Origin of the sequence: Sandarakinorhabdus sp. DWP1-3-1, assembly GCF_049896705.1 — a bacterium.
Taxonomy (GTDB): domain Bacteria; phylum Pseudomonadota; class Alphaproteobacteria; order Sphingomonadales; family Sphingomonadaceae; genus Sandarakinorhabdus.
Map to the genome: position 1 here is coordinate 307521 of NZ_JAFCUV010000001.1, position 25989 is coordinate 333509.

General features: G+C 67.7%; 24 protein-coding genes and 1 pseudogene. 19 read left to right on the forward strand and 6 right to left on the reverse strand.

Annotated elements, in window-relative coordinates:
* Positions 1-155: 155 nt before the first annotated feature.
* The 3 genes from ACP7AI_RS01435 (at position 156) to ACP7AI_RS01445 (ending at position 2091) form a co-directional block, all read left to right on the forward strand.
* On the forward strand, positions 156-794 hold the full coding sequence (locus tag ACP7AI_RS01435) for a hypothetical protein (protein WP_426163265.1): 639 nt from the start codon (positions 156-158) through the stop codon (positions 792-794).
* Between the two features lie 23 nt (positions 795-817).
* A complete protein-coding gene (locus ACP7AI_RS01440) occupies positions 818-1384 on the forward strand; it encodes a hypothetical protein (RefSeq protein WP_426163267.1) in 567 nt (188 codons plus the stop codon).
* A gap of 194 nt (positions 1385-1578) precedes the next feature.
* On the forward strand, positions 1579-2091 hold the full coding sequence (locus ACP7AI_RS01445) for a DNA-3-methyladenine glycosylase I (RefSeq protein ID WP_426163269.1): 513 nt from the start codon (positions 1579-1581) through the stop codon (positions 2089-2091).
* Here ACP7AI_RS01445 and ACP7AI_RS01450 read toward each other — a convergent pair.
* A pseudogene (locus ACP7AI_RS01450) lies at positions 2048-2612 on the reverse strand (LysR family transcriptional regulator). The gene ACP7AI_RS01445 and the pseudogene ACP7AI_RS01450 overlap by 44 nt on opposite strands.
* 48 nt (positions 2613-2660) lie before the next feature.
* On the opposite strand from ACP7AI_RS01450, the gene ACP7AI_RS01455 reads away from it, so the two are divergent.
* A complete protein-coding gene (locus ACP7AI_RS01455) occupies positions 2661-2936 on the forward strand; it encodes an SDR family oxidoreductase (RefSeq protein WP_426163271.1) in 276 nt (91 codons plus the stop codon).
* 24 nt (positions 2937-2960) lie between these two features.
* Here ACP7AI_RS01455 and ACP7AI_RS01460 read toward each other — a convergent pair whose 3' ends face one another.
* A complete protein-coding gene (locus ACP7AI_RS01460) occupies positions 2961-3851 on the reverse strand; it encodes a LysR family transcriptional regulator (protein ID WP_426163273.1) in 891 nt (296 codons plus the stop codon).
* 111 nt (positions 3852-3962) lie between these two features.
* Between ACP7AI_RS01460 and ACP7AI_RS01465 the strand changes: the two genes are divergently transcribed.
* Genes ACP7AI_RS01465 through ACP7AI_RS01475 form a run of 3 tightly spaced genes read left to right on the forward strand, consistent with a single transcriptional unit; the run spans position 3963 to position 8223 of the window.
* Positions 3963-5519 (forward strand): NADH-quinone oxidoreductase subunit L, encoded by a 1557-nt coding sequence (locus ACP7AI_RS01465; protein WP_426163275.1) that lies wholly within the window; start codon positions 3963-3965, stop codon positions 5517-5519.
* A gap of 20 nt (positions 5520-5539) precedes the next feature.
* The gene (locus tag ACP7AI_RS01470) at positions 5540-7939 is read left to right on the forward strand and encodes a YbcC family protein (RefSeq protein WP_426163278.1); all 2400 of its coding nucleotides are present in this window, start codon (positions 5540-5542) and stop codon (positions 7937-7939) included.
* On the forward strand, positions 7885-8223 hold the full coding sequence (locus ACP7AI_RS01475) for a hypothetical protein (RefSeq protein WP_426163280.1): 339 nt from the start codon (positions 7885-7887) through the stop codon (positions 8221-8223). Before ACP7AI_RS01470 ends, ACP7AI_RS01475 begins: the two co-directional genes overlap by 55 nt.
* A gap of 21 nt (positions 8224-8244) precedes the next feature.
* Here the strand turns inward: ACP7AI_RS01475 and ACP7AI_RS01480 are convergent, their stop codons facing one another.
* Genes ACP7AI_RS01480 through otsB form a run of 3 tightly spaced genes read right to left on the reverse strand, consistent with a single transcriptional unit; the run spans position 8245 to position 12196 of the window.
* Positions 8245-9672, reverse strand: coding sequence for an alpha,alpha-trehalose-phosphate synthase (UDP-forming) (locus tag ACP7AI_RS01480; RefSeq protein ID WP_426163282.1), 1428 nt, complete (start codon positions 9670-9672; stop codon positions 8245-8247).
* Complete coding sequence (locus ACP7AI_RS01485; RefSeq protein WP_426163285.1) at positions 9669-11450, reverse strand: glycoside hydrolase family 15 protein; 1782 nt, start codon at positions 11448-11450, stop codon at positions 9669-9671. The genes ACP7AI_RS01480 and ACP7AI_RS01485 overlap by 4 nt, the downstream gene beginning before the upstream one ends.
* Complete coding sequence (gene otsB, locus ACP7AI_RS01490) at positions 11447-12196, reverse strand: trehalose-phosphatase (RefSeq protein ID WP_426163287.1); 750 nt, start codon at positions 12194-12196, stop codon at positions 11447-11449. Before otsB ends, ACP7AI_RS01485 begins: the two co-directional genes overlap by 4 nt.
* A 290-nt stretch (positions 12197-12486) precedes the next feature.
* Between otsB and ACP7AI_RS01495 the strand changes: the two genes are divergently transcribed.
* From ACP7AI_RS01495 to ACP7AI_RS01505, 3 genes are all read left to right on the forward strand, one after another.
* The gene (locus ACP7AI_RS01495; RefSeq protein ID WP_426163289.1) at positions 12487-14238 is read left to right on the forward strand and encodes a DUF885 domain-containing protein; all 1752 of its coding nucleotides are present in this window, start codon (positions 12487-12489) and stop codon (positions 14236-14238) included.
* A 1321-nt stretch (positions 14239-15559) separates the two neighbouring features.
* Positions 15560-16486 carry an ATP-grasp domain-containing protein gene (locus ACP7AI_RS01500; RefSeq protein WP_426163291.1) on the forward strand — a complete coding sequence of 309 codons (927 nt, stop codon included), beginning with the start codon at positions 15560-15562 and terminating at the stop codon, positions 16484-16486.
* The gene (locus ACP7AI_RS01505) at positions 16486-17526 is read left to right on the forward strand and encodes an LLM class flavin-dependent oxidoreductase (protein WP_426163293.1); all 1041 of its coding nucleotides are present in this window, start codon (positions 16486-16488) and stop codon (positions 17524-17526) included. The genes ACP7AI_RS01500 and ACP7AI_RS01505 overlap by 1 nt, the downstream gene beginning before the upstream one ends.
* Position 17527: 1 nt before the next feature.
* Here the strand turns inward: ACP7AI_RS01505 and ACP7AI_RS01510 are convergent, their stop codons facing one another.
* Positions 17528-17905: a hypothetical protein gene (locus tag ACP7AI_RS01510; RefSeq protein WP_426163295.1), complete on the reverse strand. Its 378-nt coding sequence runs from the start codon at positions 17903-17905 to the stop codon at positions 17528-17530.
* Between the two features lie 195 nt (positions 17906-18100).
* Here ACP7AI_RS01510 and ccoN point away from each other — a divergent pair, with 195 nt between their 5' ends.
* The 9 genes from ccoN to ACP7AI_RS01555 are packed head-to-tail and all read left to right on the forward strand — an operon-like array spanning position 18101 to position 25988.
* Positions 18101-19741: a cytochrome-c oxidase, cbb3-type subunit I gene (ccoN, locus tag ACP7AI_RS01515; protein ID WP_426163297.1), complete on the forward strand. Its 1641-nt coding sequence runs from the start codon at positions 18101-18103 to the stop codon at positions 19739-19741.
* 11 nt (positions 19742-19752) lie between these two features.
* On the forward strand, positions 19753-20505 hold the full coding sequence (ccoO, locus tag ACP7AI_RS01520) for a cytochrome-c oxidase, cbb3-type subunit II (protein ID WP_426163299.1): 753 nt from the start codon (positions 19753-19755) through the stop codon (positions 20503-20505).
* Positions 20502-20669, forward strand: a complete 168-nt coding sequence (locus tag ACP7AI_RS01525; RefSeq protein ID WP_426163301.1) for a cbb3-type cytochrome c oxidase subunit 3 — start codon at positions 20502-20504, stop codon at positions 20667-20669. The genes ccoO and ACP7AI_RS01525 overlap by 4 nt, the downstream gene beginning before the upstream one ends.
* Positions 20644-21573, forward strand: a complete 930-nt coding sequence (gene ccoP, locus ACP7AI_RS01530; protein ID WP_426163303.1) for a cytochrome-c oxidase, cbb3-type subunit III — start codon at positions 20644-20646, stop codon at positions 21571-21573. Before ACP7AI_RS01525 ends, ccoP begins: the two co-directional genes overlap by 26 nt.
* Positions 21560-23074, forward strand: coding sequence for a cytochrome c oxidase accessory protein CcoG (gene ccoG / locus ACP7AI_RS01535; RefSeq protein WP_426163305.1), 1515 nt, complete (start codon positions 21560-21562; stop codon positions 23072-23074). Before ccoP ends, ccoG begins: the two co-directional genes overlap by 14 nt.
* Entirely contained in the window at positions 23071-23514 is a 444-nt protein-coding gene (locus tag ACP7AI_RS01540) for a FixH family protein (RefSeq protein ID WP_426163307.1), read from the forward strand. The genes ccoG and ACP7AI_RS01540 overlap by 4 nt, the downstream gene beginning before the upstream one ends.
* Positions 23511-25634 carry a heavy metal translocating P-type ATPase gene (locus ACP7AI_RS01545; RefSeq protein ID WP_426163309.1) on the forward strand — a complete coding sequence of 708 codons (2124 nt, stop codon included), beginning with the start codon at positions 23511-23513 and terminating at the stop codon, positions 25632-25634. Before ACP7AI_RS01540 ends, ACP7AI_RS01545 begins: the two co-directional genes overlap by 4 nt.
* The gene (gene ccoS / locus ACP7AI_RS01550) at positions 25631-25801 is read left to right on the forward strand and encodes a cbb3-type cytochrome oxidase assembly protein CcoS (protein WP_426163311.1); all 171 of its coding nucleotides are present in this window, start codon (positions 25631-25633) and stop codon (positions 25799-25801) included. The genes ACP7AI_RS01545 and ccoS overlap by 4 nt, the downstream gene beginning before the upstream one ends.
* Positions 25791-25988, forward strand: a complete 198-nt coding sequence (locus ACP7AI_RS01555) for a hypothetical protein (protein WP_426163313.1) — start codon at positions 25791-25793, stop codon at positions 25986-25988. The genes ccoS and ACP7AI_RS01555 overlap by 11 nt, the downstream gene beginning before the upstream one ends.
* Position 25989 lies beyond the last annotated feature (1 nt).

Below are 25989 nucleotides of genomic sequence, written 5' to 3' on the forward strand. Positions count from 1 at the left end.
GTGACGGTGGCCGGTTCAGCCGGACCTGATCGGGGCGCCGCGCAATTGCCGCGAAATCAGACGAACCGTTTGCAAGTCTCTGCTGCCCCCCTTTTCAGCCCCTAAAGCCGGCTTTAGCGTAACGCACGGGCAGTAACGCAACGGGGTAAACTCAGATGAAGTTGAAGATTGCAGCGCTCGCGCTGGCAATCGTCGCAGGTGCGGCGGATGCAAAGTCGAGAAAGATCGTCGAGCCGCTCGATCCGTCGATCATCGCCGCCAGCCAACTTGCCTCGGTCGAGGTGCTGGTTTCTCCCACCGCCGTCGAGACGCTCGACAAGCTCGAGGCGATCGCCGTCCAGAAGCGCGCCGATGCCAAGCTGCCGCCTGTCGACGCGACGGCACCGGTCGACACCGCGGCCGCGCGACCGACCAGGGATACCTACTCCACCTTGCCGTTCCGGCAGATGTTGCCGCTGGTGATGGAGGACGTCACCCGGGAATGGGGGCTGGCGAATGGCCGGCCCGTGAAGCTGAGGGTCACGGTGGATACCGTGAAGACCGCCAACGCCGGGATGGCACTGCTGCTCGGCTCGTCCGACCAACTGGCCGGCATGGTGGAGGTTCTGGATCCCGCGGATGGGCGGGCGCTTGGTTCGTTCTACATCGATGTCATCAACAGCCACGGCGGGCTTGCCGGACTGGCCTTGCGCGGGTCGGGCGTGCGCGAGTCGCTCGCCGAGGAGTTCGCGCTCGAGAGCTCGCGCGTCCTGACCGGCCGCAAGTCCAAGACACCGAAGGTGCCGAAATCGTGAGGCCGCACCGCGCCCTTGTCGCCATGGCGCTCCTGGCGGGGCCGGTGAATGCCCGCACCGTCGATTACAGCCATCTCAATGCCGCCAACTTCGCGGCGGAGGCTGCCAACCTCAAGATAGCGCCGACGACGCCGCCACCCGCGGACAGCGGCAGGGACATCAAGACCGAGATCGCTGCCGGGGTCGATCATGAAGTCCTGACCCTTGGCAACTATTGTTCGGCCTACAAAGTCGAAAATCCGATGGCCGCAATGCTCAAGGCGCTGTTCGCCGAAGCGGCACGCAAGCCGACGTCAGTGGCGGCCCTGCCACCTCTTTCGATCAGGGTGACAGCGGCCAGATCGAACCAGCGGTGCGTGGAGGTCAAGGAATACAACGTTCGCTGCATCGCCCGTGTGACCATCGTGGGCGAGGGGGAGGTCGAGTCCCGCAAGTTCCCCCTCAACATCGTCGTCGAACGCGACAGTTCGGTCGGCGGCTTCTGCGAGGATCGCGCACGCGGCGTGGGCATCGTCAGCCGCGAAGCGGGCCAGCAGTTCCTGGCCGCCGCCCTGGTGGCCGCCAATGCGCCTGCCGCCCCGGTACCCTGAAGCATCCGGATATCTGGTTGCCGTCGTCATCGGCCAACGTCATCGGTTGAACGCCCACAACCGCTGGCACGCCATCGCGCGGCGCTCTATCCGTTGCTTGATCGTTCGCGTCGCGAGTGACCGACTGGAGGGAGGTGTGACCGATGGCGACGGATGGCAACGAACGCTGCGCCTGGGCAAAACATGATCCCGATATGCGTCGGTATCACGACGCGGAATGGGGCGTTGCCCAGCATGATCCGCGCATGCTGTGGGAAATGCTGATGCTCGAGGGGTTCCAGGCGGGGCTGGCCTGGATCATCATCCTGCGCAAGCGGGACGCCTTTCGCCAGGCCTTTGCGGGTTTCGACCCCGAGATCGTCGCGGCGTTCGGCGAGGATGATGTTGCGCGGCTGATGGCAGATCCGGGCATCGTCCGGGCCGAGGCCAAGATCCGTGCCACCATCGAAGGCGCCCGGATCTACTGCGCCATGCGGGAGCAGGGCGAGAATTTCGCCGATTTCTGCTGGTCCTTCACCGACGGGAAGGCGATCCGGAACGCCGGACGTGAATGGATCGCCAACTCGCCGCTATCCGAGACGATCTCCAAGGAGTTGAAGCGCCGCGGGTTCAAGTTCGTCGGGCCCAAAATCGTCTATGCGTGGATGCAGGCGGTCGGGATCGTCAACGATCACGAACTGGCATGTTTCCGCCGGGACGAAGTCTGACCGCTGAACGCGCAAGCTCCCGCGCGAGATCGACGAAGACCTTGAAGGCGGCCGGCGGGTTGCGCCGGTTGGGGTAGTAGGCACAGCGGCGACAGCGGCGGCGTCCATTGCTCGAGAAGGCGGACCAGCCGACCTGCCGCGATGTCCTGTTCGACGTCGGACAGCATGAATAAGAACGCGAGCACGAGTGGCGACAGTATCTCGCGTCCGGCCGTGGCGAACGTGTTGATGCGCAGCGTGCCGGACGGGGTTTCCTGCTGCGACCGCACCGTATCCAGCGCCTGGTGAATATCCGTCAGCGCCGGGGTAACCTGGTCCACGAACCGCCGGCCGGCCTCGGTGAGCGAGACACTGCGGGTGGTGCGATTGAACAGCCGCACGCCCAGCTGCCCTTCGAGCTTGGCGATCGCATTGCTGAGCCCGCTCGTCGACATGCCGAGATCGAGTGCCGCAGCGCGGAACGAGCCGCGGCGGCCGATGGCCAGCACGGCATCGAAACCGGTCAGGCTGTAGCTCGGCATTATCCCGTGATCCGCAATAGCTTATCCCAATCTATCCCGCTAAAACAGGTGGCGGCAAACGGTGTGCGCGTCGTGCGCGTGTCGCCGGGCTGGATCGAGACCGAGGCATCGGTCGCACTGGCGCAGCGTCTGGCGACAGAGCATGGCGTCGACATCGCGCAGGGCCGGCGGATGATCATGGACTCGCTCGGCGGCATCCCCATCGGGCGGCCGTCACAGCCCGAAGAGGTTGCCAGCCTCGTCGCCTTCCTCGCCTCCGATCGCGCCGGCACGATAACCGGGGCCGAATACCGGATCGATGGTGGCACCGTGCCGACTGCCTGACGCGACGCGCCGGTACGGTGATGGTCAGGACCTGTCGCTGACCATCGCTGCCTCGATAAGCGATCTCACCATCGCATTGGGGAACCGTCGATCGACGGTGACGGCAAAGAAGCTTTCGACAATTCCGGGCAGCGCGCTGGCCTGGACAAGGACGCCGCTTGTCAGTTCGTCGCGAACGGCGATCGGCGGCAGGACCGCAAGCGCCGTGCCTTCGCGCACCAGCAGCCGCATCATCGCAATGTCGTCGACTTCGGCAGCGATCTGCGGATTGTGGCCAAGGCGGTCGGCCAGGGCGTCGAAATCGGCACGGATGCTGCTGCCCGGCGTCGGCAGGATCAGCGGGTGCCGCGCGATCAGGTCGGCAATGCTGCCGCTATCGGCCAGCAGCGTCGGCACCCCGACGAAGCTGACCGGCTGCTCGGACAGGCGGTGGGTGATGAACGGCGTCAGCGCATCGGTCTCGGGCGCCCGGTTGGTCAGCACGACATCAAGGTTCAGAGACTGCAGCCCCCGCAGCAGCTCCGGCGCGCTGCCTGACCGGAGCACGATCTCGACATCGGCCCGGCCAAGCAATGGCCGTACAAAGCCGGTCTGGAAATTGCGCGACAGCGTTGCCAGCGCCCCGATCCGCACCGCCTGTCGTGCCGTGCCGGTCTGCCGCAGCGTCCCGACGAGTTCGCGACCGGTCGCAAAGATCGCATCGGCATGGTCGAGTGCGATCCGCCCGGCCTCGGTCAGGTGCAACTGGCGCCCTCGTCGCTCGAACAGCGGATGGCCGAGCCGCTGCTCGAGCTTGCGGATCTGCACCGACAGGGCGGACTGCGAGACATGCAGCCGCGCGGCGGTCCGGGTCAGGTTGCCGTCGTGCGCCACGGCCCAGAAGTACCGGAGGTGATTATAGTTGAGTTCGCTCATGACCGTTTCATAGAACAGAACGGTATCGGCTAAACAATGAATTTTCAGCTGTGCCGGCCGCCCGCTAGCAACCCGACAGCGCCTCATGTGGCGCGCTGCGGAAGATCGACGATGATCCAGTTTCTCGCGCTCGGCGCGCCGGCGCTCGTCATGCTGGCGGCGGCAACCGGCTTTGCGTGTCCCGGGCATCTGTCCCGCCATCGCGTCCGGCGGATCGAGGCCATCGTGGCGCTCGGGATGGTGACGGCCTTTGCCAGCGCAGGGCTGCTGATCGCCCGTGGACCGTCCACTTCGTCCCTGCTCGGTGTTGCAGGCATCGGCCTTTCCGTTCGCCTCGATGCGGTCAGCACGACGATGCTGGCGCTGGTCGGGTTTGTCGGCTGGATCGTCGTGCGGTTCGCAGCCACCTATCTCGATGGAGAGGCCGGGCAGGGCCGCTTCATGGGCTGGCTATGTGCCACGCTCGCCAGTGTCCAGGTGCTGGTGGTCTCGGGCAATCTCGTCCTGCTTGTTGCCGTCTGGATCACCACCAGCCTCGGCCTGACCCGGCTGCTGCTCTTTTATCCCGAGCGGCCCGCGGCGCAGCGGGCGGCGCGCAAGAAACAGGTCGTCGCCCGCCTGGCCGATGCGGTGCTCGCCGCCGCGGCGATACTGCTGGCGCTAGCCTATGGCAGCACCGATATCGGCACCATCATCGCTGCGGCGCGCGGCGGCGCGGGCGGCGACGCAGCGGTTGCGGCCGCCGCGCTGCTTGCCGTCGCCGCCTGCCTGAAGTCGGCGCAGTTTCCGGCGCATGGCTGGCTTACCGAGGTCATGGAGGCGCCGACCCCGGTTTCCGCACTGCTGCATGCCGGCGTCATCAATGCCGGCGGCTTTCTGCTCATCCGCTTTGCCGATGTCATGCTGCTGTCGCCGGCGGCGCTGGCCGGGCTGGTCATGATCGGTGGTTTCACGGCGCTGTTCGGTGGTCTCGTCATGTTGACACAACCGGCCGTCAAGACGTCGCTGGCCTGGTCGACGATCGCCCAGATGGGTTTCATGATCATGCAATGCGGCCTTGCCCTGTTTCCGCTGGCGCTGCTCCATATCGTTGCCCATTCGCTGTACAAGGCGCACGCCTTCCTGTCCTCGGGCGACGCCGTCGCTCGGATCGCGATGTTTCGTCGCCCGGGCGCCGTGGCGGTCCCCGGGCCGCCCGCCGTCGCCCGCGCCTTCGTCATCGCGCTTGCCATCTATGCCATCATCGGTGCCGCCGTCGGCTTCCTCGGCCAGTCGCCGCAGGCGCTGGCGCTGGGTGCGATCCTCATTTTCGGCATTGCCTATCTGCTGGCGCAGGGACTGGCGGAGGCTGCGCCGCGCGCGCTGACCCGGCGCCTCGCTATTCTCGCCGTGCTGGCTTCGCTCGGCTATTTCGGGCTTCACGTCGCAGCGACCCTGCTGGTGGCCGACAGCGTGCCGCCAGCGCCGCCGCCGGGACCCCTGGAATGGGTCCTGATTGTCGTCGCTGTCATCAGCTTCGGACTGGTGGCTGTCGCCCAGGCGATGTTCCCGCTGTGGGCCCATCACCCCGCCGCCGCCGGGCTGCGCGTGCACCTGTCGAACGGGCTCTACGTCAATGCCCTGACCGATCGCCTGCTCGGTGGCTGGGTGTCGCGGCGACCATCATGACCACTGCGAGGAGGAAAGCCATGACAAATGCCGGCGGGGCTGTGCTGGTGCATGAAGCTGCTGCGGCCGCCGCATTGGCGATCCCGCCGGTGTGGCCGCTCGCTGCCAGCGTGGCCGTCAATCCCTGGCTCGGCCAGGCCGAGGATGACCTCGCGACGGTATCGGCCCGCATGGCGCGCGTTGCCGGGGTTGCCGTGACGATGGACCGGCGCTGGTATGCCGACCGCCTTGCCGCTGGCATGATTACCGAGGCCGATCTGCAATCGGCGCTGGCAACCGCACCGCCGGCGCTGCGGCTCGATCCCGCTTTGCTCAGGTCCGCGATGCATGAACCTGCGCCGGCACCCGTCGCCTTGCCGACCGTCGCCGACCTGGCCGCGGCGGCATCGGGCATCGACTGGCCGGCGATCATCGCCGAGCGCTTCGGCAATTGGGCGGCAGCGTGGTTCGACGAAGGCCAGGCGCTGTGGGCGGCGCCGCGCGGCAAGTCGGCCTATGCCGCCTGGCGTGCCGTGGCCACCCATGACCTGACGCCCGAGATCCTCGGCCTGGGTGGTTTTGCAGCGACTGTTGCGGCGGCACCCGAGGCAGCAGGCGACGCGCTGGTCGAGGTAGTGGCGCGGCTGGGGATTCCCGAGCCCGCGATGGCAAGCTGCTTTCACCGCGCACTCGTCACGCTGGGCGGTTGGGCGCACGCGGCGCGCCACCGGCAATGGCAGGCCGAACTCACGGGCGGCAGCGACCCGACGGTCAGGGACATGCTGACCATCCGGCTGTTGTGGGACATGGCGCTGCTGGATCGCTATGGCACGCGCATCGACGCTGAATGGAGGGCGGTGCTGGCACGCCATGCCCAACCCTTGGCGCCGACGCTGGGCCAGCGCGTCGATGCCGTCCTGCAGGAAGCCGCCGAACATGCCGCGCAGCGATCGATTGCGGCGGCACTGGCGGCGGCGTTGCCGGAACCGCCGCCCGCGTCTTCGGCGGAACTGCAGGTGGCTTTCTGCATCGATGTCCGGTCGGAAGTCTTCCGTCGTGCGCTGGAATCCGTCGATCCGGGCATCCGCACGCTCGGTTTTGCGGGATTTTTCGGGCTTGCCGCATCCCACCGGCGATCGGGCTCCGACGTTGCCGAGCACCGGTTGCCGGTCTTGCTCAATCCCGGCCTCACGACCTGTGCCGGCGGTCCCGACGACGCCGCGGATGCGACTGCGCGTCTCGATGTCCGGGTCACCCGCGCCTGGGCGCGCTTCAAACTGGCGGCGGTGTCGTCCTTTGCCTTTGTCGAGGCTGCCGGGCCGCTTTATGGCATGAAACTGATCCGCGACGCGCTGGGCCTGGCGCCTGATGTGCCGGCTGTCGACCCCGCGCCGCGGGCGGAACCGCCGCTGGATGCAGCGACCAAGCTGAAGACCGCCGAAACGGTGCTGCGCGCCATGTCGCTGACCGATGACTTCGCGCCATTGGTGATCCTCGCCGGGCATGGCGCCAACGTCGTCAACAATCCGCATGCCAGCGGGCTGCACTGTGGAGCCTGTGGCGGCTATCCGGGTGACGTCAACGCGCGGCTGCTGGCGAGCCTGCTGAACGACCCCGAGGTGCGGGAGGCGCTGCCCGCAGCCGGCATCGTCATTCCCGATGCGACGCTGTTCGTCGCCGGGCTCCACGATACGACGACGGACGCGGTGACGCTGTACATCGACGACTGTCCATCGCCGGCCCATCGCAAGGACATCGTCCGGGCACGGCACTGGCTGGGCGCCGCCGGCGCGCTGGCACGCGCGGAGCGAGCGCTGCGCCTGCCCCGAGCCGACGGCGAGGCAAGCCTTGCCCGGCGCAGTACGGATTGGGCGGAAACGCGCCCGGAATGGGCCCTGGCGGGTTGCCGCGCCTTCATTGCCGCACCGCGCCACCGCACCGTCGGGCGAGATCTCGGCGGGCGGGCCTTCCTTCACGACTATCATTGGCATCGGGACCCCAGCTTCGCGGTCCTCGAACTCATCATGACGGCGCCGGTCGTCGTCGCCAGCTGGATCAGCCTGCAATATTACGGGTCGGTCGTGGCGCCCGCGCTCTTTGGCGGCGGCAACAAGCTGCTGCACAATGTCGTTGGCGGCATCGGCGTCGTGGAGGGCAATGGCGGCACCTTGCGTGCCGGTCTGCCGTGGCAATCCGTGCATGACGGCCATGGCCTTGCCCATGAGCCGCTGCGCCTGACCGTGTGCATCGAAGCACCGCGCGAGGCGATGACGGATGTTCTGGAACGGCACCCCGGCGTCCGCGCCCTTTACGACAACCGCTGGCTGCATCTTTTCGCCATCGACTCCGCGGGCCGCCTGGCGTGGCGCTATGTCGGGCAATTGCAGTGGCAAGCCATCGCGACGCCCGCGCCGGTCGCCGCATCGGAGCTGGCCGCATGAGACGCAACAGGACCTGTCACGAACCCGAGATCGTCATCGCGACGGTGCGGGCCCGCATTGCTTGGCTGCTCGACAGTCCGGGGACGAGCGCATGGTTAAAGACGGCGTTGCGAGGCGTCGACGGGCAGGATCCGATATCGCTGCAGAACGACATCGAGCTTTTGCGCCTGCTGATCGCGCCGCTCGCCGCTTGCCCGATCGAGGTGTCGATGCTCCCGCTGTCGACGCGGCTGGTCCGTGAAGATGCCGGTTGCAGGCCGAGGCGCGCCCATGGCGATGGATGACAGGGTGCCGGTGCCGATCGGCTATGCTGGCTGGCCTTGCACCGGCGCGGCGGCGCTCGGCCACGGGCCCTGCTGCGACGGGGTTTCCTGCAGCGCGGCGATGTAGTGTTCGCGCCAGGCCAGGACGTCATCCTGCCGGACGCCGTCGTACAGTTCGGTCCAGCGTTCCTTGCGTTCGGCCAGCGGCATGGTCAGCGCGCGGTCCATGGCCTCCATCATATCCTGGCCGTCGAACGGGTTGACCAGCAGCGCCGATCCCATCTGGGTCGCCGCGCCGGCGAATTTCGACAGGATCAGCACGCCGGGGTCGTCCGGATCCTGGGCCGCCACATATTCCTTGGCGACCAGATTCATGCCGTCACGCAGCGGTGTCACCAGCGCGGCGGTGGCGGCGCGGTAGATGCCGGCAAGCTCGCCCCGCGGATAGGCGCGATTGACATAGCGCAGCGGCACCCAGTCGACATCGGCAAAGGCGCCGTTGATGCGGCCGGAAAGGGCATCGAGCCGCTCGCGGATGTCCTGGTAGCTGCCGATGCCGGCGCGCGTCGGTGGCGCGATCTGCAACAGGAACGCACGGCCGATCCATTCCGGATGGTCGGTGAGCAGGCGTTCATAGGCGAGGAAACGGTCCTCGATACCCTTGGAATAATCCAGACGGTCGACGCCGACGAGCATCTTGCGGCCGGCAATCGAGTGGACGATCCGATCATGGGCGGCATCGGCTTCCGGCCCATGTGCCGCGGCGATGAAGGCTTCCGCATCGATGCCGATGGGAAACACCCCGGCGCGGACGCTGGCGCCATAGGCGGTGAACACGCCATCGGACTCGCTGCCGCCGACCTGGCCGAGAATATAGGCGCGAAAGCTGTCGAGCCAGTCCTCGGTCTGGAAGCCGATCAGGTCATAGGTCATCAGGCACTGCACCAGTTCCTCGTGCTGGGGCAGGGTCGCCAGCAGGCGGGCCGGCGGCCACGGCGTGTGCAGGAAAAACCCGATGCGGTTCTTCAGGCCGCGGGCCCGCAACTCCCGCGCCAGCGGGATCAGGTGATAGTCGTGGATCCAGACAAGGTCGTCGGGCTCGATCAGCGGCGCCACCGCATCGGCAAAGCGCTGGTTGACCCGGGCATAGCCGGCGCCGAAGGCCCGATCGAATTCGACGAGATCGAGCCGGTAGTGGAACAGCGGCCAAAGCGTCTTGTTGGCATAGCCGTTGTAGTATTCGTCGACGTCCTGTTCCTCGAGGTCGATCGTCGCCGTCGTCACGCCATCGTGGCGGGCAATGCTGATGGCGCCGGTGTATTCGGCGATGCGTTCGCCGGACCAGCCGAACCACATGCCCCGATATTCCTTCAGGGCAGCGGCGATCGCAACCGCGAGCCCGCCCTGGCTGCCGGCGCCGCCCTGCGTCGGCGCGGCGACACGGTTCGAAATGACGATCATGCGGCTCATCGTGCCAGCCTCCATGGGGTGCTCAACAGGTTGGCGCAGTTGATGATGCCGACCAGCGAGTAAGTTTGCGGATAATTGCCCCAGGCTTCGCCGCTCGCCATGTCGCTGTCTTCGGACAGCAGCCCGGCACGGGAACGCAGCGCCAGCATCTCCTCGAACAGCGCCCGCGCCTCGTCCTGGCGGCCGACCAGCGCCAATGCCTCGATCAACCAGAAGGTGCAGAAATTGAACGCGGTTTCCGGCGCGCCGAAATCATCGGCCTCGTCGTAGCGCAGCATGTGGGAGCCGCGGCGCAGCGCCGCCTCCACGGCATTGAGGGTCGCCAGGAAACGCGGGTCGTCGGGCGCCATGAAGCCGAGATCGACGAGCTGCAACAGGCTGGCATCGAGCTCGTCGCCGCCGAAGCTGGCGGCGAAATGGCCCTTGGACGACCAGGCCTCGGCCTCGATGCGGGCGCGCACGATGGCGGCACGGTCGCGCCAGAAGGCGGCGCGATCGGGCAACGCCAGCGCATCGGCGGCGATCGCCAGCCGGTCGCACGCCGCCCAGCACATCGCCGACGAATAGGTGTGGACGCGTTCCCGCGTCCGCAGCTCCCACAGGCCGGCATCGGGAGCATCGTGGAGGGCAAAGGCGCGGTCGCCGACGCGCTCCAGCGCGGCGAAATCGACGGCGTCGGCAGGCCGGAACAAGCGCTTGTCGAGGAACGCCTGGATGTTCGACAGCACGACCTGACCATAGACGTCGTTCTGCAGATGCTCATGGGCCTGGTTGCCGACGCGGACCGGGCCTTCGCCGCGATAGCCGGGCAGGTCGGGCACCAGCCGTTCGGGCAGGTCCTCCTCGAGCTCGACGCCGTAGAGCGGCTTGATGTGACCGCCGTCGGCGCGGGTGACGACGTTGCGGAGATAGCCGAGATAGTTTTCGAGGACGTCGAGGGCACCGAGCCGGTTGAGCGCCTGGACGGTGTAATAGGCGTCGCGCAGCCAGCAGTAGCGATAATCCCAGGTCCGCCCCGAGCCCGGGGCTTCGGGAATGGAGGTGGTGAGCGCCGCGACGATGGCGCCGCTGGCCTCGTGGCAGCAGAGTTTCAGGCCGATGGCGGCGCGGATGACGGCGTCCTGCCATTCATAAGGGATGGCGAGGCCGCGCACCCATTGGCGCCATTCCATGATGGTTTCCGCCAGCATTTCGGGCAGCGCGACATTGAGATAGCGGTCGAACTGTTCGTCGGGGCCGAGGTAGAAGTGCAGCGGCCGTTCCAGCCGGAACGAGCGTCCCGAGGCGATATAGCCGATCGGTGCATCGGTGGTCAGGCGCAGCGTGCCGGCGGGCGCCAGGAAGCGCAGGTGGTTGGAGCCCATGGTGACATCGGCCGAGCCGCCGCCCCAGCCGGCAGCGATGTCGAGCGCCACCGCGATGCGCGGCGCGCCCGCCAGCGGCCGCACCATGCGCGCATAGGCGACCGGGCGGAACATCCGGCCGAAGCGTTCGAAACGCGGGCAGAAATCGATGATCTCGAGGCTGGCGCCGGCTGTGTCGGTGACGACGGTGCGCAGCACGGCGGTGTTGCGCAGATAGGCCTGTTCGGTCGTGGCGCGGCCCTCGACCTCGATGGCCCATTGCCCTTCCGTGCCGCCGCCGAGCAGCGCGGCAAAGGCCGGATCGCCGTCGACGCGGGGGACACAGCCCCAGACGAAGCGCGCGTCGCCGTCGATCAGAGCCGACACGGCGCAATTGCCTATAGGGGAGAGATCGAGGCCCTGGGGTCGGGTCATGCGACGCGCGCCAGCCAGCGCTGGACGGCAGCGGGATCGGGGAGCCCGAAGCGCGCGGCGGTGTCGCGTGGCGCACCGACGAGGATACCGAAACCGCCCGCCGCTGTCGCCGCGCCGAACGCCACCTCGTCGGTGAGGTCGTCGCCGACATAGATCGGCACCCGCCCGGCGAAGGGCGGCGCGGCGAGCAGCTCGGCGACGGCCTCGCCCTTGTTGCCGTCACCACCCTTCAACTCGACGACCATGTTGCCATATTGCAGCGGCAGGTCGTGCCGATCGGCGAGCGTCTCGGCAAAGGCGGCGACGGCATCGGCTCGCTCCGGCGCCAGGCGGTAATGGATGGCGACGCCGCGCGGCTTTGCTTCGACGAGTACGCCGAGGTGCCGGGTGGCGAAACTGCGGGCGGCCGCCAGCGCCGGTGCCAGGCCGGGCCGCAGTGCGGCCAGCCGGGTGTCGCCGTCGGCAGCGCGGATTTCGAGGCCATGCGTACCGGCGAGGGCAAGCGGCAGGCCTTCGGCCTGGGTCAGCAGCCAGTTCAGGGGGCGCCCGCTGACCAGCGCCACGGCGCCGTCGAGGCGCTCCACGGAACGCGCCAGCAGCCGATGCGTGTCGGCATCGATCGAGACGTCGGCCGGCCGCGACGCCAGCGGACAGAGGGTGCCATCGACATCGAGGAACAGCGCATGACGGCTGTCCGGCGATGGCGGGGCCGGCATCGCCGCAAGGATCCTGGCGGGAACTGTCATCGAAACCGTTGATACATCAAGTCATGGCAACGCTTGCGGCAACGACATCGTTCCCATGCGGCGCGGGCGGCAGCAGCGGCGGCTGGGTCACCTTCGTCGTCCCGATCGCACGGCATGATCCGCGGTGACATGCAGGCGACGCACCCGCGGCGCCGACGCATGCCCTTGGCAATCCGCGATCATTCCGTGCTTGCCGGGGCACGAGATGCCGCATTATGCCAAGCGACGCAAATGCGGGGACTGACATGATCGAGCGGCGTAATTTCTTGCAGGGAGCGGCGGTCGTCGCGATGAGCAGTGCACTTCCCGCGCTTGCCGCGGGTGGGCAGGATGCCGCCCTGGCGGCGCTGCTGCAGCGTCATTCCGAAGCCTATCTCCGCCGCATGCCGCAAGAAGCGACGGGTCGGCGGCTGGCGCCCGGCGTGGACCCTGCGCTGCGGTCGAGGCTCGACGATCGTTCACAGGCGGCCCGTGTCAGCGACCGCGCCGCGATCAAGGTCGCAATTTCCGAACTGTCGAAAATCGACCGCACCGCGCTCTCGCCTCCGGCCGCTCTCGATTACGACGTGGCGCGCTTCGTCTATACCGCGCTCGATGACCTGCTCGGGCGCTATGGCTTCGTCGATCTCAATCTTCGGCCAAGTCCCTATGTCGTCCAGCAGATGGGCGGTGCCTGGTACTGGCTACCGGGGTCGATCGGCGAGCGGCAACCGCTCGATGCCGCCGGTGATGTCGAGCATTGGCTGGCGCGGCTCGATGGCTTTGCCGTGGCGCTCGACCAGGAGACCGATCGGGTTCGCCACGACGCCGCCCAATGCGTTTCGCCGCCGGGTTTCGTCATCGACCGCACGGTCCCGCAGCTGAAATCGCTGCGCGACGAAAGCCCGGCGAGGAGCCGGCTGATCACCCCGATGCTGGCGCGGATCGCGGCCAAGGGCCATGGCGACGTTTCGGCGCGCGCGGAGACAATCCTGCGCAAGCGGATCGTGCCGGCGCTCGATCGCCAGATCGCCGCGCTGGAGGGGCTGCGACCGCAAGCGTCGGACGTGGCCGGCGTCTGGCGGCTGCCTGATGGCGAGGCCTATTATGCCTCGGCCCTGCGCGCCAACACGACGACCGATATCGCCCCCGGCGAACTGCACCGCGAAGGCCTGGCGCAATGCCGCGCGCTTTCGGCCGAGATCGACCGCCTGCTGACGTCGCAGGGGCTCAGCAAGGGCAGCGTCGGCGCGCGCCTTTCAGGGCTGGACAGCGATCCGCGGTTTCAGGCGTCGGGCGATGCTGGTCGGGCCAGGCTGCTGGCGCTGGCGGAGCGCCAGATCGCCGCCACGACCGCCAGGCTCGGCAATGGCTTCCACACGGTCAAGGTCCATCCGGTCGAGGTCCGACGAATGGACCCGGGCGTGGAATCGGGTTCGCCGGGGGCAATGTATCACGGTCTCGGCGGCGCCGGGACCGGCCTCATCACCGTCAACCTGCTCCAGCCGGAAGAGAATGCGGCGTGGCGGATGCCGACCCTGATCCACCACGAAGGCGTACCGGGGCATCATTACCAGGCAAGCGTCATGCGCGACACGCCTGCCTTGCCGCTGTTCAGGCAGCTGGTACGATTCTCGTCGTACAGCGAGGGCTGGGCGCTTTACGCCGAGCAGGTGGCCGACGAAATCGGAGTCTATGAGAACAATCCCTTCGGGCGCATCGGCGCGTTGCAGTCGCAATTGTTCCGCGCTGCCCGCATCGTGGTCGACACCGGTCTGCACCATGAGCGATGGACGCGGGCGCAGGCGGTGAACTGGATGGTCGAGAACGCCGGCGAACCCCCGCTGTCCACCGACCGCGAGATCGTGCGCTATTGCGTCATCCCGGGCCAGGCGTGCGCCTTCAAGGTCGGCGCCAACCGCATCGCCGCGGCCCGCGAGGCCGCCCGCGCCAGGATGGGTGACCGGTTCGACGTCCGCGACTTCCATGATCTGGTGTTGAAGGCCGGGCCGGTACCGATGGGTGTCCTCGAGGCGACCGTCGCGGCCTGGGCGTCGGCCTAGTCACGAATGAAGTGCGACTGGTCGAAAGACTGGGCACCGACGACCGACCCGATGGTGCCATCGCATTGACGCGGATGCGGCCCAGCGTATCGAGGAAACGTTGCCGCAGCAGCAGTTGTTTCGGCGGAAAGCCGAAGGTCCGCAGCGCCGCGCGATGCAGCGTCCGCATCGAGACGCCGGCGGCGGCGGCAAAGGCCGGCACATCGACAGGTTGATGGCGCAGCGCCGCATCGATCGCAATCGGCGATGCGTCGTTGGGAGGCCGCACGGCAAGCAGCGCCACCAGCAGGGCATCGAAACGGGCGACGCCGGCCGCATCGTCGTCGTCGCGCAGTGCCGCGCGCAGCGCTTCGGCCGGCATGCCGAGCGCGTCATCGAGATCGCGGAGCTGGTTTGCCAAGCGTCCCGCATCGCCTCCGATCAAACGATCCCAACCGAGCGGGGTCATCCCGAAGCCGACGGTCTTGCCGCCGGTGGTGACGATCTCGCCGCGCCGATCGGTCGGGCCGTAGAGGGGCGCCGGCTGCGCATGATCCGGATAGCAGCCCGACATCCGGATCCACCAGTCGCCGCGTTTTGCGAGGTGGACATTGGCCCGTCCGGGATAGAGAAAGTCGCTGAACGGTTCGTCCGCCTCGACGAAATAGTGAAAGGTGACATAGCTGCGCAGCGCGGGTGCCGGCAGATAGATCCGGACCGACGGCGCGCCGCCAGCCATCGCGCTGCGCGCGCCGTCAACCATCGCGCCGCGCGCGCCGTCAACCATCGCGCCGCGCGCGTCGTCAACCATCGCGCTGCGCGCGCCATCGATACTTGCCATGACTGGACGTTCCCCCGCGGGCAGCTGTGGGCACAAGCGACGGCATCAGGAAAGCAGGCGCCGGTCGGAAGCCCCCGACGGCGCCCTGCACGATGCTAGGGTCCGTCAGGCCGTGACTGCGTGCACCTTGCCTTGGCGACGGCGTGCTACCGCACCCCAAGGCCGAAGCCCGCGACCAGCATCGCCCAGCTCCCGGCTCCGGGACACCGGCGGATACGGCATTTAAACTGAAGATGTAGCCACCCGAATTGTCGCCGTAAAAGCTGTCGTTGACCATGGCGTAGACGGGCCGGCTGATCGCCGATGTGAACATGCCGGCAAGGCCGATGGCGACATAGTTCACAGCTGAAGCGCCGGCAGATAGGCAGGTCCGCCCTTCATTAATAGTAAATCCCCGCCACGCTGGTCGAAATCGAACGCGGGCCTTCGGATGGGCGCCGTGACGCGCGGCTTGGTCGCAGCCGCTTGGCGAAGGTGGCGGCTTGGCTCTAGAGATGGTGGATGACCCATCCCGATATCGCCATCATCTACGAGCATCCCGAATGGTTCCGGCCGCTGTTTGCCGCGCTCGATCGCGCCGGCATCGGCTATGCCGCCGTCACCGCCGAAGGGCATGGCTTCGACCCGGCGGGCAGCCCGCCCCCGGCGCCGCTGGTGTTCAACCGTATCGCCATGTCGAGCTTCATGCGCCAGGCGGAGCATCCGATCTTCTATGCCCAGGCGCTGTTCGCGCATTGGGAGGGGCAAGGCGCCCGCGTTCTGAACGGCAGCGCGGCGCTGGCCATCGATGCATCGAAGGCGCGGCAACTCGCGCTGATCCACCGGCTCGGCCTGGCGGCCCCGGCGACACGGGTGGTGCATGCGCGTGCCGACCTGATGGCCGCGGCCGACACGATCGGTTTTCCGCTGGTGGTGAAGGCCGATATCGGCGGCGCCGGCGCCGGCATCGTGCGCTATGACGGCGCCGCCGACCTGGCCGCGGCGATCGCCGACGGCAGCGTGCCGATGGGCATCAACAGCGTCACCCTGGTGCAGGATTACGTGCCGCGGCGCGGCGACCGCATCACCCGGGTGGAGACGCTGGCTGGCCGCTATCTCTATGCACTCGACATCGAAAGCGCCGGCGACACCTTCGACCTGTGCCCGGCGGATGCCTGCGCCGTCGGGCGGCCGCCGGTGCGCATGGTGCGCGCCGATCCGCCGCCGCGCCTGATCGCCGCTGCCGAGGCGATCGCCCAGGCGGCGGGCCTCGATGTCGGCGGGGTCGAGTATCTGATCGACGATCGCGACGGCACCCCGCGGTTCTACGATATCAATGTGTTGTCGAACTTTGTTGCCAATCCGCGCGATGTCCTGGGCTGGGATCCGCATGACCGGCTGGTCGACTGGCTCGGCGGCCATATCGCCGCGACACGAAAGGCCGCCTGATGCGCTTTGGTTTCTGGATGCCGGTGTTCGGCGGCTGGCTGCGCAATGTGCCCGACGAAGGCATGCGCGCCGACTGGGCCTATGTGCGCGACCTGACGATCGCCGCCGAGCGGCAGGGCTGGGACCTGACGCTGATCGCCGAGCTCAACCTCAACGACATCAAGGGGATCGAGGCGCCGGCGCTCGATGCCTGGTCAACGGCGGCGGCGCTGGCGGCCGTGACGTCGACACTGGAGCTGATGGTCGCGGTGCGGCCCAATTTCCATCATCCGGCGCTGTTCGCCAAGCAGGCGGCGAATATCGACAATATCGCCGGCGGGCGGCTGACGCTGAACGTCGTGTCGTCATGGTGGGCGGACGAGGCCCGCCAATACGGCCTGCAGTTCGACCAGCACGACGACCGCTATGCGCGCACCGCCGAATGGCTGGCGGTGGTCGATGGCCTGTGGTCGGAGGAACGCTTCAGCCACGAGGGCCGGTTCTACCGAACCGAGGCAGCAATCTGTGCGCCCAAGCCCATCGCGTCGCCGCGGCCCCGGGTCTATGCCGGCGGCGAAAGCGACGCGGCGAAGGCGATGATCGCCGCGCGCTGTGACTCCTATGTCATGCACGGCGACCCGCCCGAGGTGATCGCCGCCAAGGTCGCCGACATGCGGGCGCGTCGGTCGGCGCTCGGGCTGCCGCCGATGACGTTCGGCATGGCGGGCTATGCCATCGTCCGCGACAGCGAGGCGGAGGCCGAGGCCGAACTGGCGCGGATCACGACCCTGAGCGGTGATCCGCCGGCGGGCTATGACAATTTCGACCAGTGGTTGTCCGGCACGCAGCTGGAGCGTGAGTTCCAGATTCGCGAATATTCGGTGTCGAACCGCGGCCTGCGCGCCGGGCTGGTCGGGACGCCGGCGCAGGTTCGGGCACGGATCGCGGACTATGAAGCCGCCGGCGTCGACCTGCTGCTGCTGCAGATGAGCCCGCAGGCCGAGGAAATGGCGCGGTTTGCCGAGACGGTCATCGCGCCTTGGCGGGCGTCGGGCGGTTAGATCAGCCCGGCGGCGTGCCCTGGCTGGTCTGGCCCGGGGTGACGGTGCTGGTGTTCGACGACGAGGTCGGGGTGCCGCTGGTACCGACGCTGCTGCCCGACGAGCCCGAGGCGCCGCCGGCGCCGCTGGAACCCATGTCCATCGCCTGAGAGCCCGTCGTCGCGTTCATGCCCCCGCCGGGGGTGGAGCCGGCGGTGCCGGTCGTATCGCCCGCGCTGGTACCGGCGCCGGTCGTGTCGGTGCCGACGCTGCCGGAGCTGCCCGATGCCGTGGTCGGCGTACTGCCGCGGCTGGTGCTGGCTTCGGGGCTGGGGGCATCGCTGCTGTTGCCGCACGCGGCAAGGCCAACGGCGAGGCTGAGGGCAAGAATGGCACGCATTTGTGGGTCCTGCTGCTGGGGGTTCAGGCAATGAAGCGCCGCTGATGCCCGGCGGTTCCGGCGATGTGGCACCAAAGACGCGCGGGCGGGCTGGCGCACTGCCCCATTCTGTCCGCAATAGCCCGTATATCGAGACGCCGCCGCCCGGGTGCATTGCTGCCCAAGGCTTCAAACCCGAAGCAGCGGGGCGGTGCGATGCAGGCGACAGTGGTGCGGGCGGGTGGCTATGCGGCCGTGATGGTGGCGGCGGTCATGGCCACGGCCAAGGCCGTCGACGGCGGCTTTGCCGTGCACATGGCGATCGTCGCCCTGGCCGCGCTGATTGCGGCTGTCGCCACGCTGCGCACGGCGGATTTCACTGGCACACGCGTTGTCGTCCGGTCGGAATATGATGATGAACCGGTGCGCTGGGGCGTCATGGCGACGACGTTCTGGGGCGTCGTCGGCCTTCTCGTCGGCCTGACCATCGCGCTGCAGCTGACCTTTCCGGCGCTCAACCTGGGGCTGGAATGGACGAGTTTCGGCCGGTTGCGACCGCTGCATACTTCGGCGGTGATCTTTGCCTTTGGTGGCAACGCGCTGATCTGCACCAGTTTCTACGTCGTCCAGCGCACCTGCCGGGCGCGGTTGGCATTCCCGACGCTCGCCCGCTTCGTGTTCTGGGGCTACCAGTTGTTCATCGTGCTCGCCGCCACCGGCTATGTCATGGGCATCACCGAGGCGCGCGAATATGCCGAGCCCGAATGGTATGTCGATATCTGGCTGACCATCGTCTGGGTCGCCTATCTTGCGGTCTTCGTCGGCACGCTGGTGCGTCGCCGCGAACCTCACATCTATGTGGCGAACTGGTTCTACCTCAGCTTCATCATCACCGTCGCCATGCTGCACCTGGTCAACAACCTGTCGATGCCGGTCAGCTGGGTGGGCAGCAAGTCATATTCGGCCTTTGCCGGTGTCCAGGATGCGCTGACGCAATGGTGGTACGGGCATAACGCCGTCGGTTTCTTCCTGACCGCCGGCTTCCTCGCCATGATGTACTATTTTGTGCCCAAGCAGGCGGAGCGGCCGGTCTATAGCTACCGGCTGTCGATCATCCACTTCTGGTCGCTGATCTTCCTCTATATCTGGGCCGGACCGCACCACCTTCATTATACGGCGCTGCCCGATTGGGCGCAGACGCTCGGCATGGTCTTCTCGGTCATGCTGTGGATGCCGTCATGGGGCGGCATGATCAACGGCCTGATGACGCTCAACGGCGCCTGGGACAAGATCCGCACCGATCCGATCATCCGCATGATGGTCATGGCGCTCGCCTTCTACGGGATGAGCACCTTCGAAGGCCCGATGATGTCGATCAAGTCGGTCAATTCATTGAGCCATTATACCGACTGGACGATCGGCCATGTCCATTCCGGCGCGCTTGGCTGGAACGGCATGATCACCTTTGCCTGCATGTATTACATGACGCCGCGCCTGTGGAAGCGCGAGCGGCTGTACAGCCTCCGCCTGATCAACTGGCATTTCTGGACCGCCACTATCGGGATCGTGCTCTACACCGCGTCGATGTGGGTCGCCGGCATCATGCAGGGCCTGCTGTGGCGCGAATATGGCGCCGACGGCTATCTGGTGAACAGCTTTGCCGAAGTCGTGGCGGCGATGCACCCGATGTACCTGATCCGGGCGACGGGCGGACTGCTCTATCTCAGCGGCGCGCTGATCTTTGCCTACAACATCGGGATGACGATTGCCGGCAAGATCCGGGTCGAAAAGCCGATGACCGAGACGCCCTACAACGCCGCCGCGGACCGTCCGCTGCTCGCCCAGCCCGCAGAATAGGGGACCGGACAATGGCAAATGACCCGAAAACCGAAGCCGGCGGCTTTTCCCACCGGACCATCGAGCGCAACATCACGCTGCTCGGTGTGCTGGCCCTAGTTGCCGTCGCGATCGGCGGCATCGTCGAAATCGCACCGCTGTTCTGGATCGACAGCACCATCGAGAAGGTGGAGGGCGTCCGCCCCTATACCCCGCTCGAGCTGGCTGGCCGCAACATCTACATGCGCGAGGGTTGCTACAATTGTCACAGCCAGATGGTGCGGCCCTTCCGCGACGAGGTGGAGCGCTATGGCCATTACAGCCTGGCCGCCGAAAGCATGTACGACCATCCGTTCCAATGGGGGTCGAAGCGCACCGGGCCCGACCTGGCGCGTGTCGGCGGGCGCTATTCCGACGGTTGGCACGTCCAGCACCTGACCGATCCGCGCAGCGTCGTGCCGGAATCGATCATGCCGAGCTATGCCTTCATGGCGACGCGGCCGCTGAGCGCCGGCGACATGCGCGACCATCTGAAGGCGCTGACCCATGTCGGCGTGCCGTACACGGCCGAGGCAGTCGCGCGTGCCAACGATGACCTGAAGGCGCAGGCCGATCCCGATGCCGACACGACGGCGCTGAAGGCGCGCTATCCCAAGTCGCAGGCCCGCGATTTCGACGGCGATCCCAGGCAGCTGACCGAGATGGATGCGCTCGTCGCCTATCTGCAGATGCTCGGCACATTGGTCGACTTCGAGGCCGCTGCACCGCAGGAAACGGCGAAATGAGCTATGACCAGCTCCGCCATCTTGCCGACAGCTGGGGGCTGGTCGCGATGGGCGTGATGTTCGTGACCTTTGTCGGCTGGACCTTCCGCAAGGGGTCGGCTCGGCGCCTCGACGAAGCTGCCAACATGATCTTCAAGGATGGCTGCGATGACCAAGCGCGTTGATGAACCGACCGGCACGACGACCGTCGGCCATGAATGGGACGGCATCGAGGAGCTTGACACGCCGCTGCCACGCTGGTGGCTGATGATCTTTGTAGCCTGCATTGTCTTTGCGGCTGGCTATGTCGTCGTCTACCCGGCGATCCCGATGCGCCATTCGGCATCGGCAGGCATGTTCGGCTGGTCGAGCCGCGGCGACCTTGCCGCCGCGGTTGCCGCCGAGCGGACGCGCAAGGCCTCGACGCTGGCTGCCATTGCGGCGTTGCCGATCGAGGCGCTGCCGGCCCAGCCGCAGTTGCTGCGCACCGCCATCGAGGGCGGCCGTGCCGCCTTCAAGGTGCATTGTGTCCAGTGCCATGGCTCGGGCGCCGCCGGTTCCGTTGGCTATCCCAACCTCAACGACGATGACTGGCTGTGGGGCGGTGACCTGACGAGCATCGAATACACGCTGACGCACGGCATCCGGAACCCGGACCATGACGAGACCCGCCAGTCGCAGATGCCGCCGTTCGCCGACGTGTTGACGCCGGGTGAGATCGAGCGCCTGGTGGCCCATGTCCGCAACATTTCGGGCAAGGGCAAGCCGAGCGCCGCCGGCGCGGCGCTGTTCGAAACCAACTGCAGCGCCTGCCACGGCACCGCCGGCAAGGGCGGCCGCGAATTCGGCGCGCCCAATCTGACGGACGGCATCTGGCTGTACGGCGGCGACAAGGCGGCACTGCGCATCTCCATCACCAAGGCGCATGCCGGGGTGATGCCGCGCTGGAACAGCCGGCTCGACCCGGTAACGATCCGGATGCTGGCGGCCTATGTCCATTCGCTCGGCGGCGGAGAAACCGCCCCGGCGCCGGTCGTCGCGGTGGTTCCTGAGGGGAGGGCCCCGGGCGCGTCAAATGTCGGCGCTTGACCTCATCAGCCCGTCGAGCCCGCTCTACCAGAAGCGCAAGGGCGTATATCCCAAGGCGGTCGATGGTTTCTACCGGCGGTTGAAATGGGCGATCATGGTCGTCACGCTGACGATCTATTATGTCACGCCGTGGCTGCGCTGGGATCGTGGCGCCTATGCCCCCGACCAGGCGGTGCTGATCGACCTGGCACACCGCCGCTTCTACATGTTCTCGATCGAGATATGGCCGCAGGAGTTCTATTACGTCGCCGGCCTGCTGGTCATGGCCGGTATCGGGTTGTTCCTCATCACCTCCGCCGTAGGCCGGGCCTGGTGCGGCTATGCCTGCCCGCAGACCGTCTGGACCGACCTGTTCGTCCATGTCGAGCGGGCCATTGATGGTGATCGCAACGCCCAGATCAGGCTCGCCAAGGCGCCTTGGACGGTGGAGAAAGCCGCAAGGCGCCTCGGCAAATGGTCGATATGGCTGTTGATCGCGCTGTTGACCGGCGGCGCTTGGGTCTTCTATTTCGCCGATGCCCCGACCCTGGCGAGCGATCTCGCCGGCCTGCAGGCGCCCTTTGTCGCCTATGCGACAATCGGCGTGCTGACGGCGACGACCTTCATCCTCGGCGGCTTCATGCGGGAACAGGTGTGCATCTACATGTGCCCCTGGCCGCGCATCCAGACCGCGATGCTCGATGAAAAGTCGCTGATCGTCACCTACAAGGACTGGCGCGGCGAACCGCGCAGCGCCGGAATGAAGAAGGCGTCGGCCATGGAGGCCGACTATCCGGTCGAAACGCTGGGCCAGGCGGTCCGGCGCACCGGCGACTGCATCGATTGCAACCAGTGTGTCGCGGCATGCCCGACCGGTATCGACATCCGGCAAGGCCCGCAGATCGGCTGCATCACCTGCGCGCTGTGCATCGACGCCTGCGACAAGGTGATGACTCAGATCGGCCGGCCGCGCGGACTGATCGACTATGCGACGCTCGATGACGCCGTCGTCGAAAAGGCCGGCGGCACGGCGCGACGGGTGTGGCGGACGCTGCTGCGGCCACGGACGCTGGTGTATTTCGGCATCTGGGCGGGCATCGGCGCTGCCATGCTGTTCAGCCTCGGCCAGCGCGACCGGCTCGAAATCAGCGTGGCCGCCGATCGCAACCCACGGTATGTCCAGCTGTCGGACGGCAGCATCAGGAACAGCTTCACCGTCAAGCTGCGCAACATGGAAACCCGGCCGCGCACCGTCGACCTGGTCGTCACCGGCCTGCCCGATGCTGCGGTGTGGAGCGAAGTCGGCAGCCGCGAGACCGCCGGTCGCAGCCTGCGCGTGGTCCTGGCGCCCGATGCCACGACCCAGTTGCGCCTGTTCGTGGCGGCGCCATCAGCGGGTGACGAGCATGCCGAATTCGGGATTGTCGCGCAGCCGACCGATGGTGCGCCCGGCAGTCGCGAAGCCCGACCGGCGCGCGACGTCGTGGTCTTCGAACGGCCCGATCAGGAGGACGACGAATGAGCCGCGGCTTTACCGGACGCCACATGCTGGCAGTGATGGTCGGTTTTTTCGGCCTTGTCGTCGGGGTGAACATCACCATGGCGACCTTTGCCAGCCGGACCTTTGGCGGCACCGTCGTCGACAACAGCTATGTTGCCAGCCAGCAGTTCAACGGATGGCTGCATGCGGCGCGGGCACAGGCCGGCTATGGCTGGCAGGCGCGGCTTGGCGTCGATCGGGCCCGGCATGTCACGGTTGCGCTGGCGGGCGCCGGCAGTGCGACGGCGACGGGCACCGCGCACCACCCGCTTGGCGGGGCGCCCGATGTCGCGCTGGTATTTGCGCCGGGATCAGACGGCGGCTTGCGCAGCGCGGCGCCGCTGCCGCCGGGACGTTGGCTGGTGAGGGTGGCGGTCGCCCATGGCGGCCGCACTGCGCGGCTGGCCGAGACGCTGCAATGACGGTCGCCGTCTCTGCCGGTGCCGCGACAGCGCTGCCCGAAACGTTGTTTTCGGTCCCCGGGATGCGCTGTGCCGGCTGCATTTCGAAGCTGGAAACCGGGCTGGCAGCGGTGCCGGGGGTGGTGGCCGCGCGGGCCAATTTCACCGCGAAGCGGGTGACGGTCACGCATCTGCCGGTGCTGGCGGTTCCCGAACTGACGGCGGCGCTGGCCGCGCTGGGTTTCGAGGCGCAACCGCTCGGCAATGCCGTGCCGGCGAGCAGCGGCGATGAAAGCCGGCAATTGCTGCGCGCCATGGCGGTGGCGGGCTTTGCCGCGATGAATGTCATGCTGCTGTCGGTGTCGGTTTGGTCGGGCGCGACCGGTGCGACGCGAGACCTGTTCCACTGGCTGTCGGCGCTGATCGCACTACCGGCGATTGCCTATGCCGGCCAGCCGTTCTTTCGATCGGCCTGGATGGCGGTCAGCCACGGCCGCACCAACATGGACGTGCCGATCTCGATCGGCGTGACGCTGGCGACGGCACTCAGCCTGTATGAGACGATGACAGGCGGCGCCCATGCCTATTTCGACAGCGCCGTCATGCTGCTGTTCTTCCTGCTGACCGGGCGCTGGCTCGATGCCGTGATGCGCGACCGTGCTCGCGATGGGGTGACGGCGCTGCTGCGCCATGCCGCAGCGGGCGCGCTGGTCGCGGTGCCCGGCGGCGCCAGCATCTGGATGGCCGCCGCCGACTTGCGGCGGGGCATGACCATGCTGGTCGCGGCGGGTGAACGGCTGGCGGCCGACGGCGAGATTATCGTTGGCCGCAGTCATGTCGATCGCTCGCTGCTGACCGGCGAAAGCGCGGCCGTGCTGGCGCTGCCGGGCGACCTGGCGCTGGCCGGCACCATAAACATCGACAGTCCGCTGCAGGTGCGCGTCACCGCTGCCGGCGCCGATACCGGCATCGCCGACATCGCGCGGCTGATGGACAGTGCCGGGCAATCGCGGTCACGCTATGTCCGCATCGCCGACCGCGCGGCGCGGCTGTACGCCCCCGCCGTCCATGCGCTGGCGCTGCTCAGCCTCGTCGGCTGGCTGCTCGCCGGCGCGGGCTGGCACCAGGCGCTGCTGATCGCTGCCGCGGTGCTGATCATCACCTGCCCGTGCGCCCTGGGCCTGGCGGTGCCGGCGGCACAGATCGTCGCCGCCGGTGCGCTGATGCGGGCGGGCGTACTGGTCAAGGATGGTTCCGCACTCGAACGACTGGCCGAGGCCGACCGCGTCGTCTTCGACAAGACCGGCACGCTGACGCTCGGCCACCCGCAGCCGCTGGCGCTTGAACGGCTCTCGCCGCAGCAGCAATCGCTGGCTTTGGCGCTGGCGGAGCCCAGCCGCCATCCGTTGAGCAATGCCCTGCGGCACGCGCTGGCAAGCGACGGCGTCGTGCCGGCGCGGATCATCGACATTGCCGAGCTGGCCGGGCAGGGCATGTTCGGGCGCTGGGAGGGCAAGACGGTCAGCCTGGCGCGCGCCGAGGCAGCGTCGGACGCACCCGCCTGCGCCTTGCGCATTGGCGATGCGGCGCCCGCGACCATCGAATTTGCCGATCCGCTGCGGCCCGATTGCGCCGCGACAGTCGCCGAGCTGTCGCGGCTCGGGCTGCCGGCCTCGATCCTGTCGGGGGATCGTCCCTCGGCGGTCGCGGCGGTGGCGCAGCACCTCGGCCTCAACGCCCGCGCCGGCCTGTCGCCGCAAGACAAGCTGGCGGCGATCGGCGCGCTCGCGGCGGAGGGCAGACGGGTGCTGATGGTCGGCGACGGCCTCAACGATGGCCCGGCGCTGGCCGCCGGGCATGTCGCGATGGCGCCGGCGTCGGCGAGCGATGCCAGCCAAAATGCTGCCGATGCGGTGTTCCTGGGCGATAGCCTGGCGCCGGTGGCGACCGCGGTGCGGGTGGCGCGGGCGACGGCGCGTATCGTCCGGCAGAACTTTGCCATGGCGATCGCCTATAATGTCGTCGCGGTGCCGCTGGCGATCGCCGGCCAGGTGACGCCGCTGGTGGCGGCGCTTGCCATGTCGGGGTCGTCGGTCATCGTCGTCGCCAACGCGCTGCGCCTGCGCGGGGCCAGCAAGTGAACGGGCTCGTCATCCTGATCCCGGTGGCACTGGCGCTCGGGCTGGGCGGGCTGCTGGTGTTCTTCTGGGCGCTGCGGCATCATCAGTACGACGATCTCGATGGCGCTGCGCTGCGCATCCTGATCGACGATGGCGACAAGCCGCTGGAGCCGTCCGATGGGGCGTGACAAGCCCGTCGCCTGGTTGCCGGCGCTGATCGCCGCCGTGCTGATGGCCGGCGGTTCGGCGGCGGCGCTGCCGATGACGGTGGCGCTGTGCAGCGGCGGCAGTACAGAGGCGCCCGGTAAGCTGCCGGGAAAGGCCTGTGACCAGGCGTGCCACGCCGGTTGCCAGCGGCGCAAGGGCAGGGCCTGAC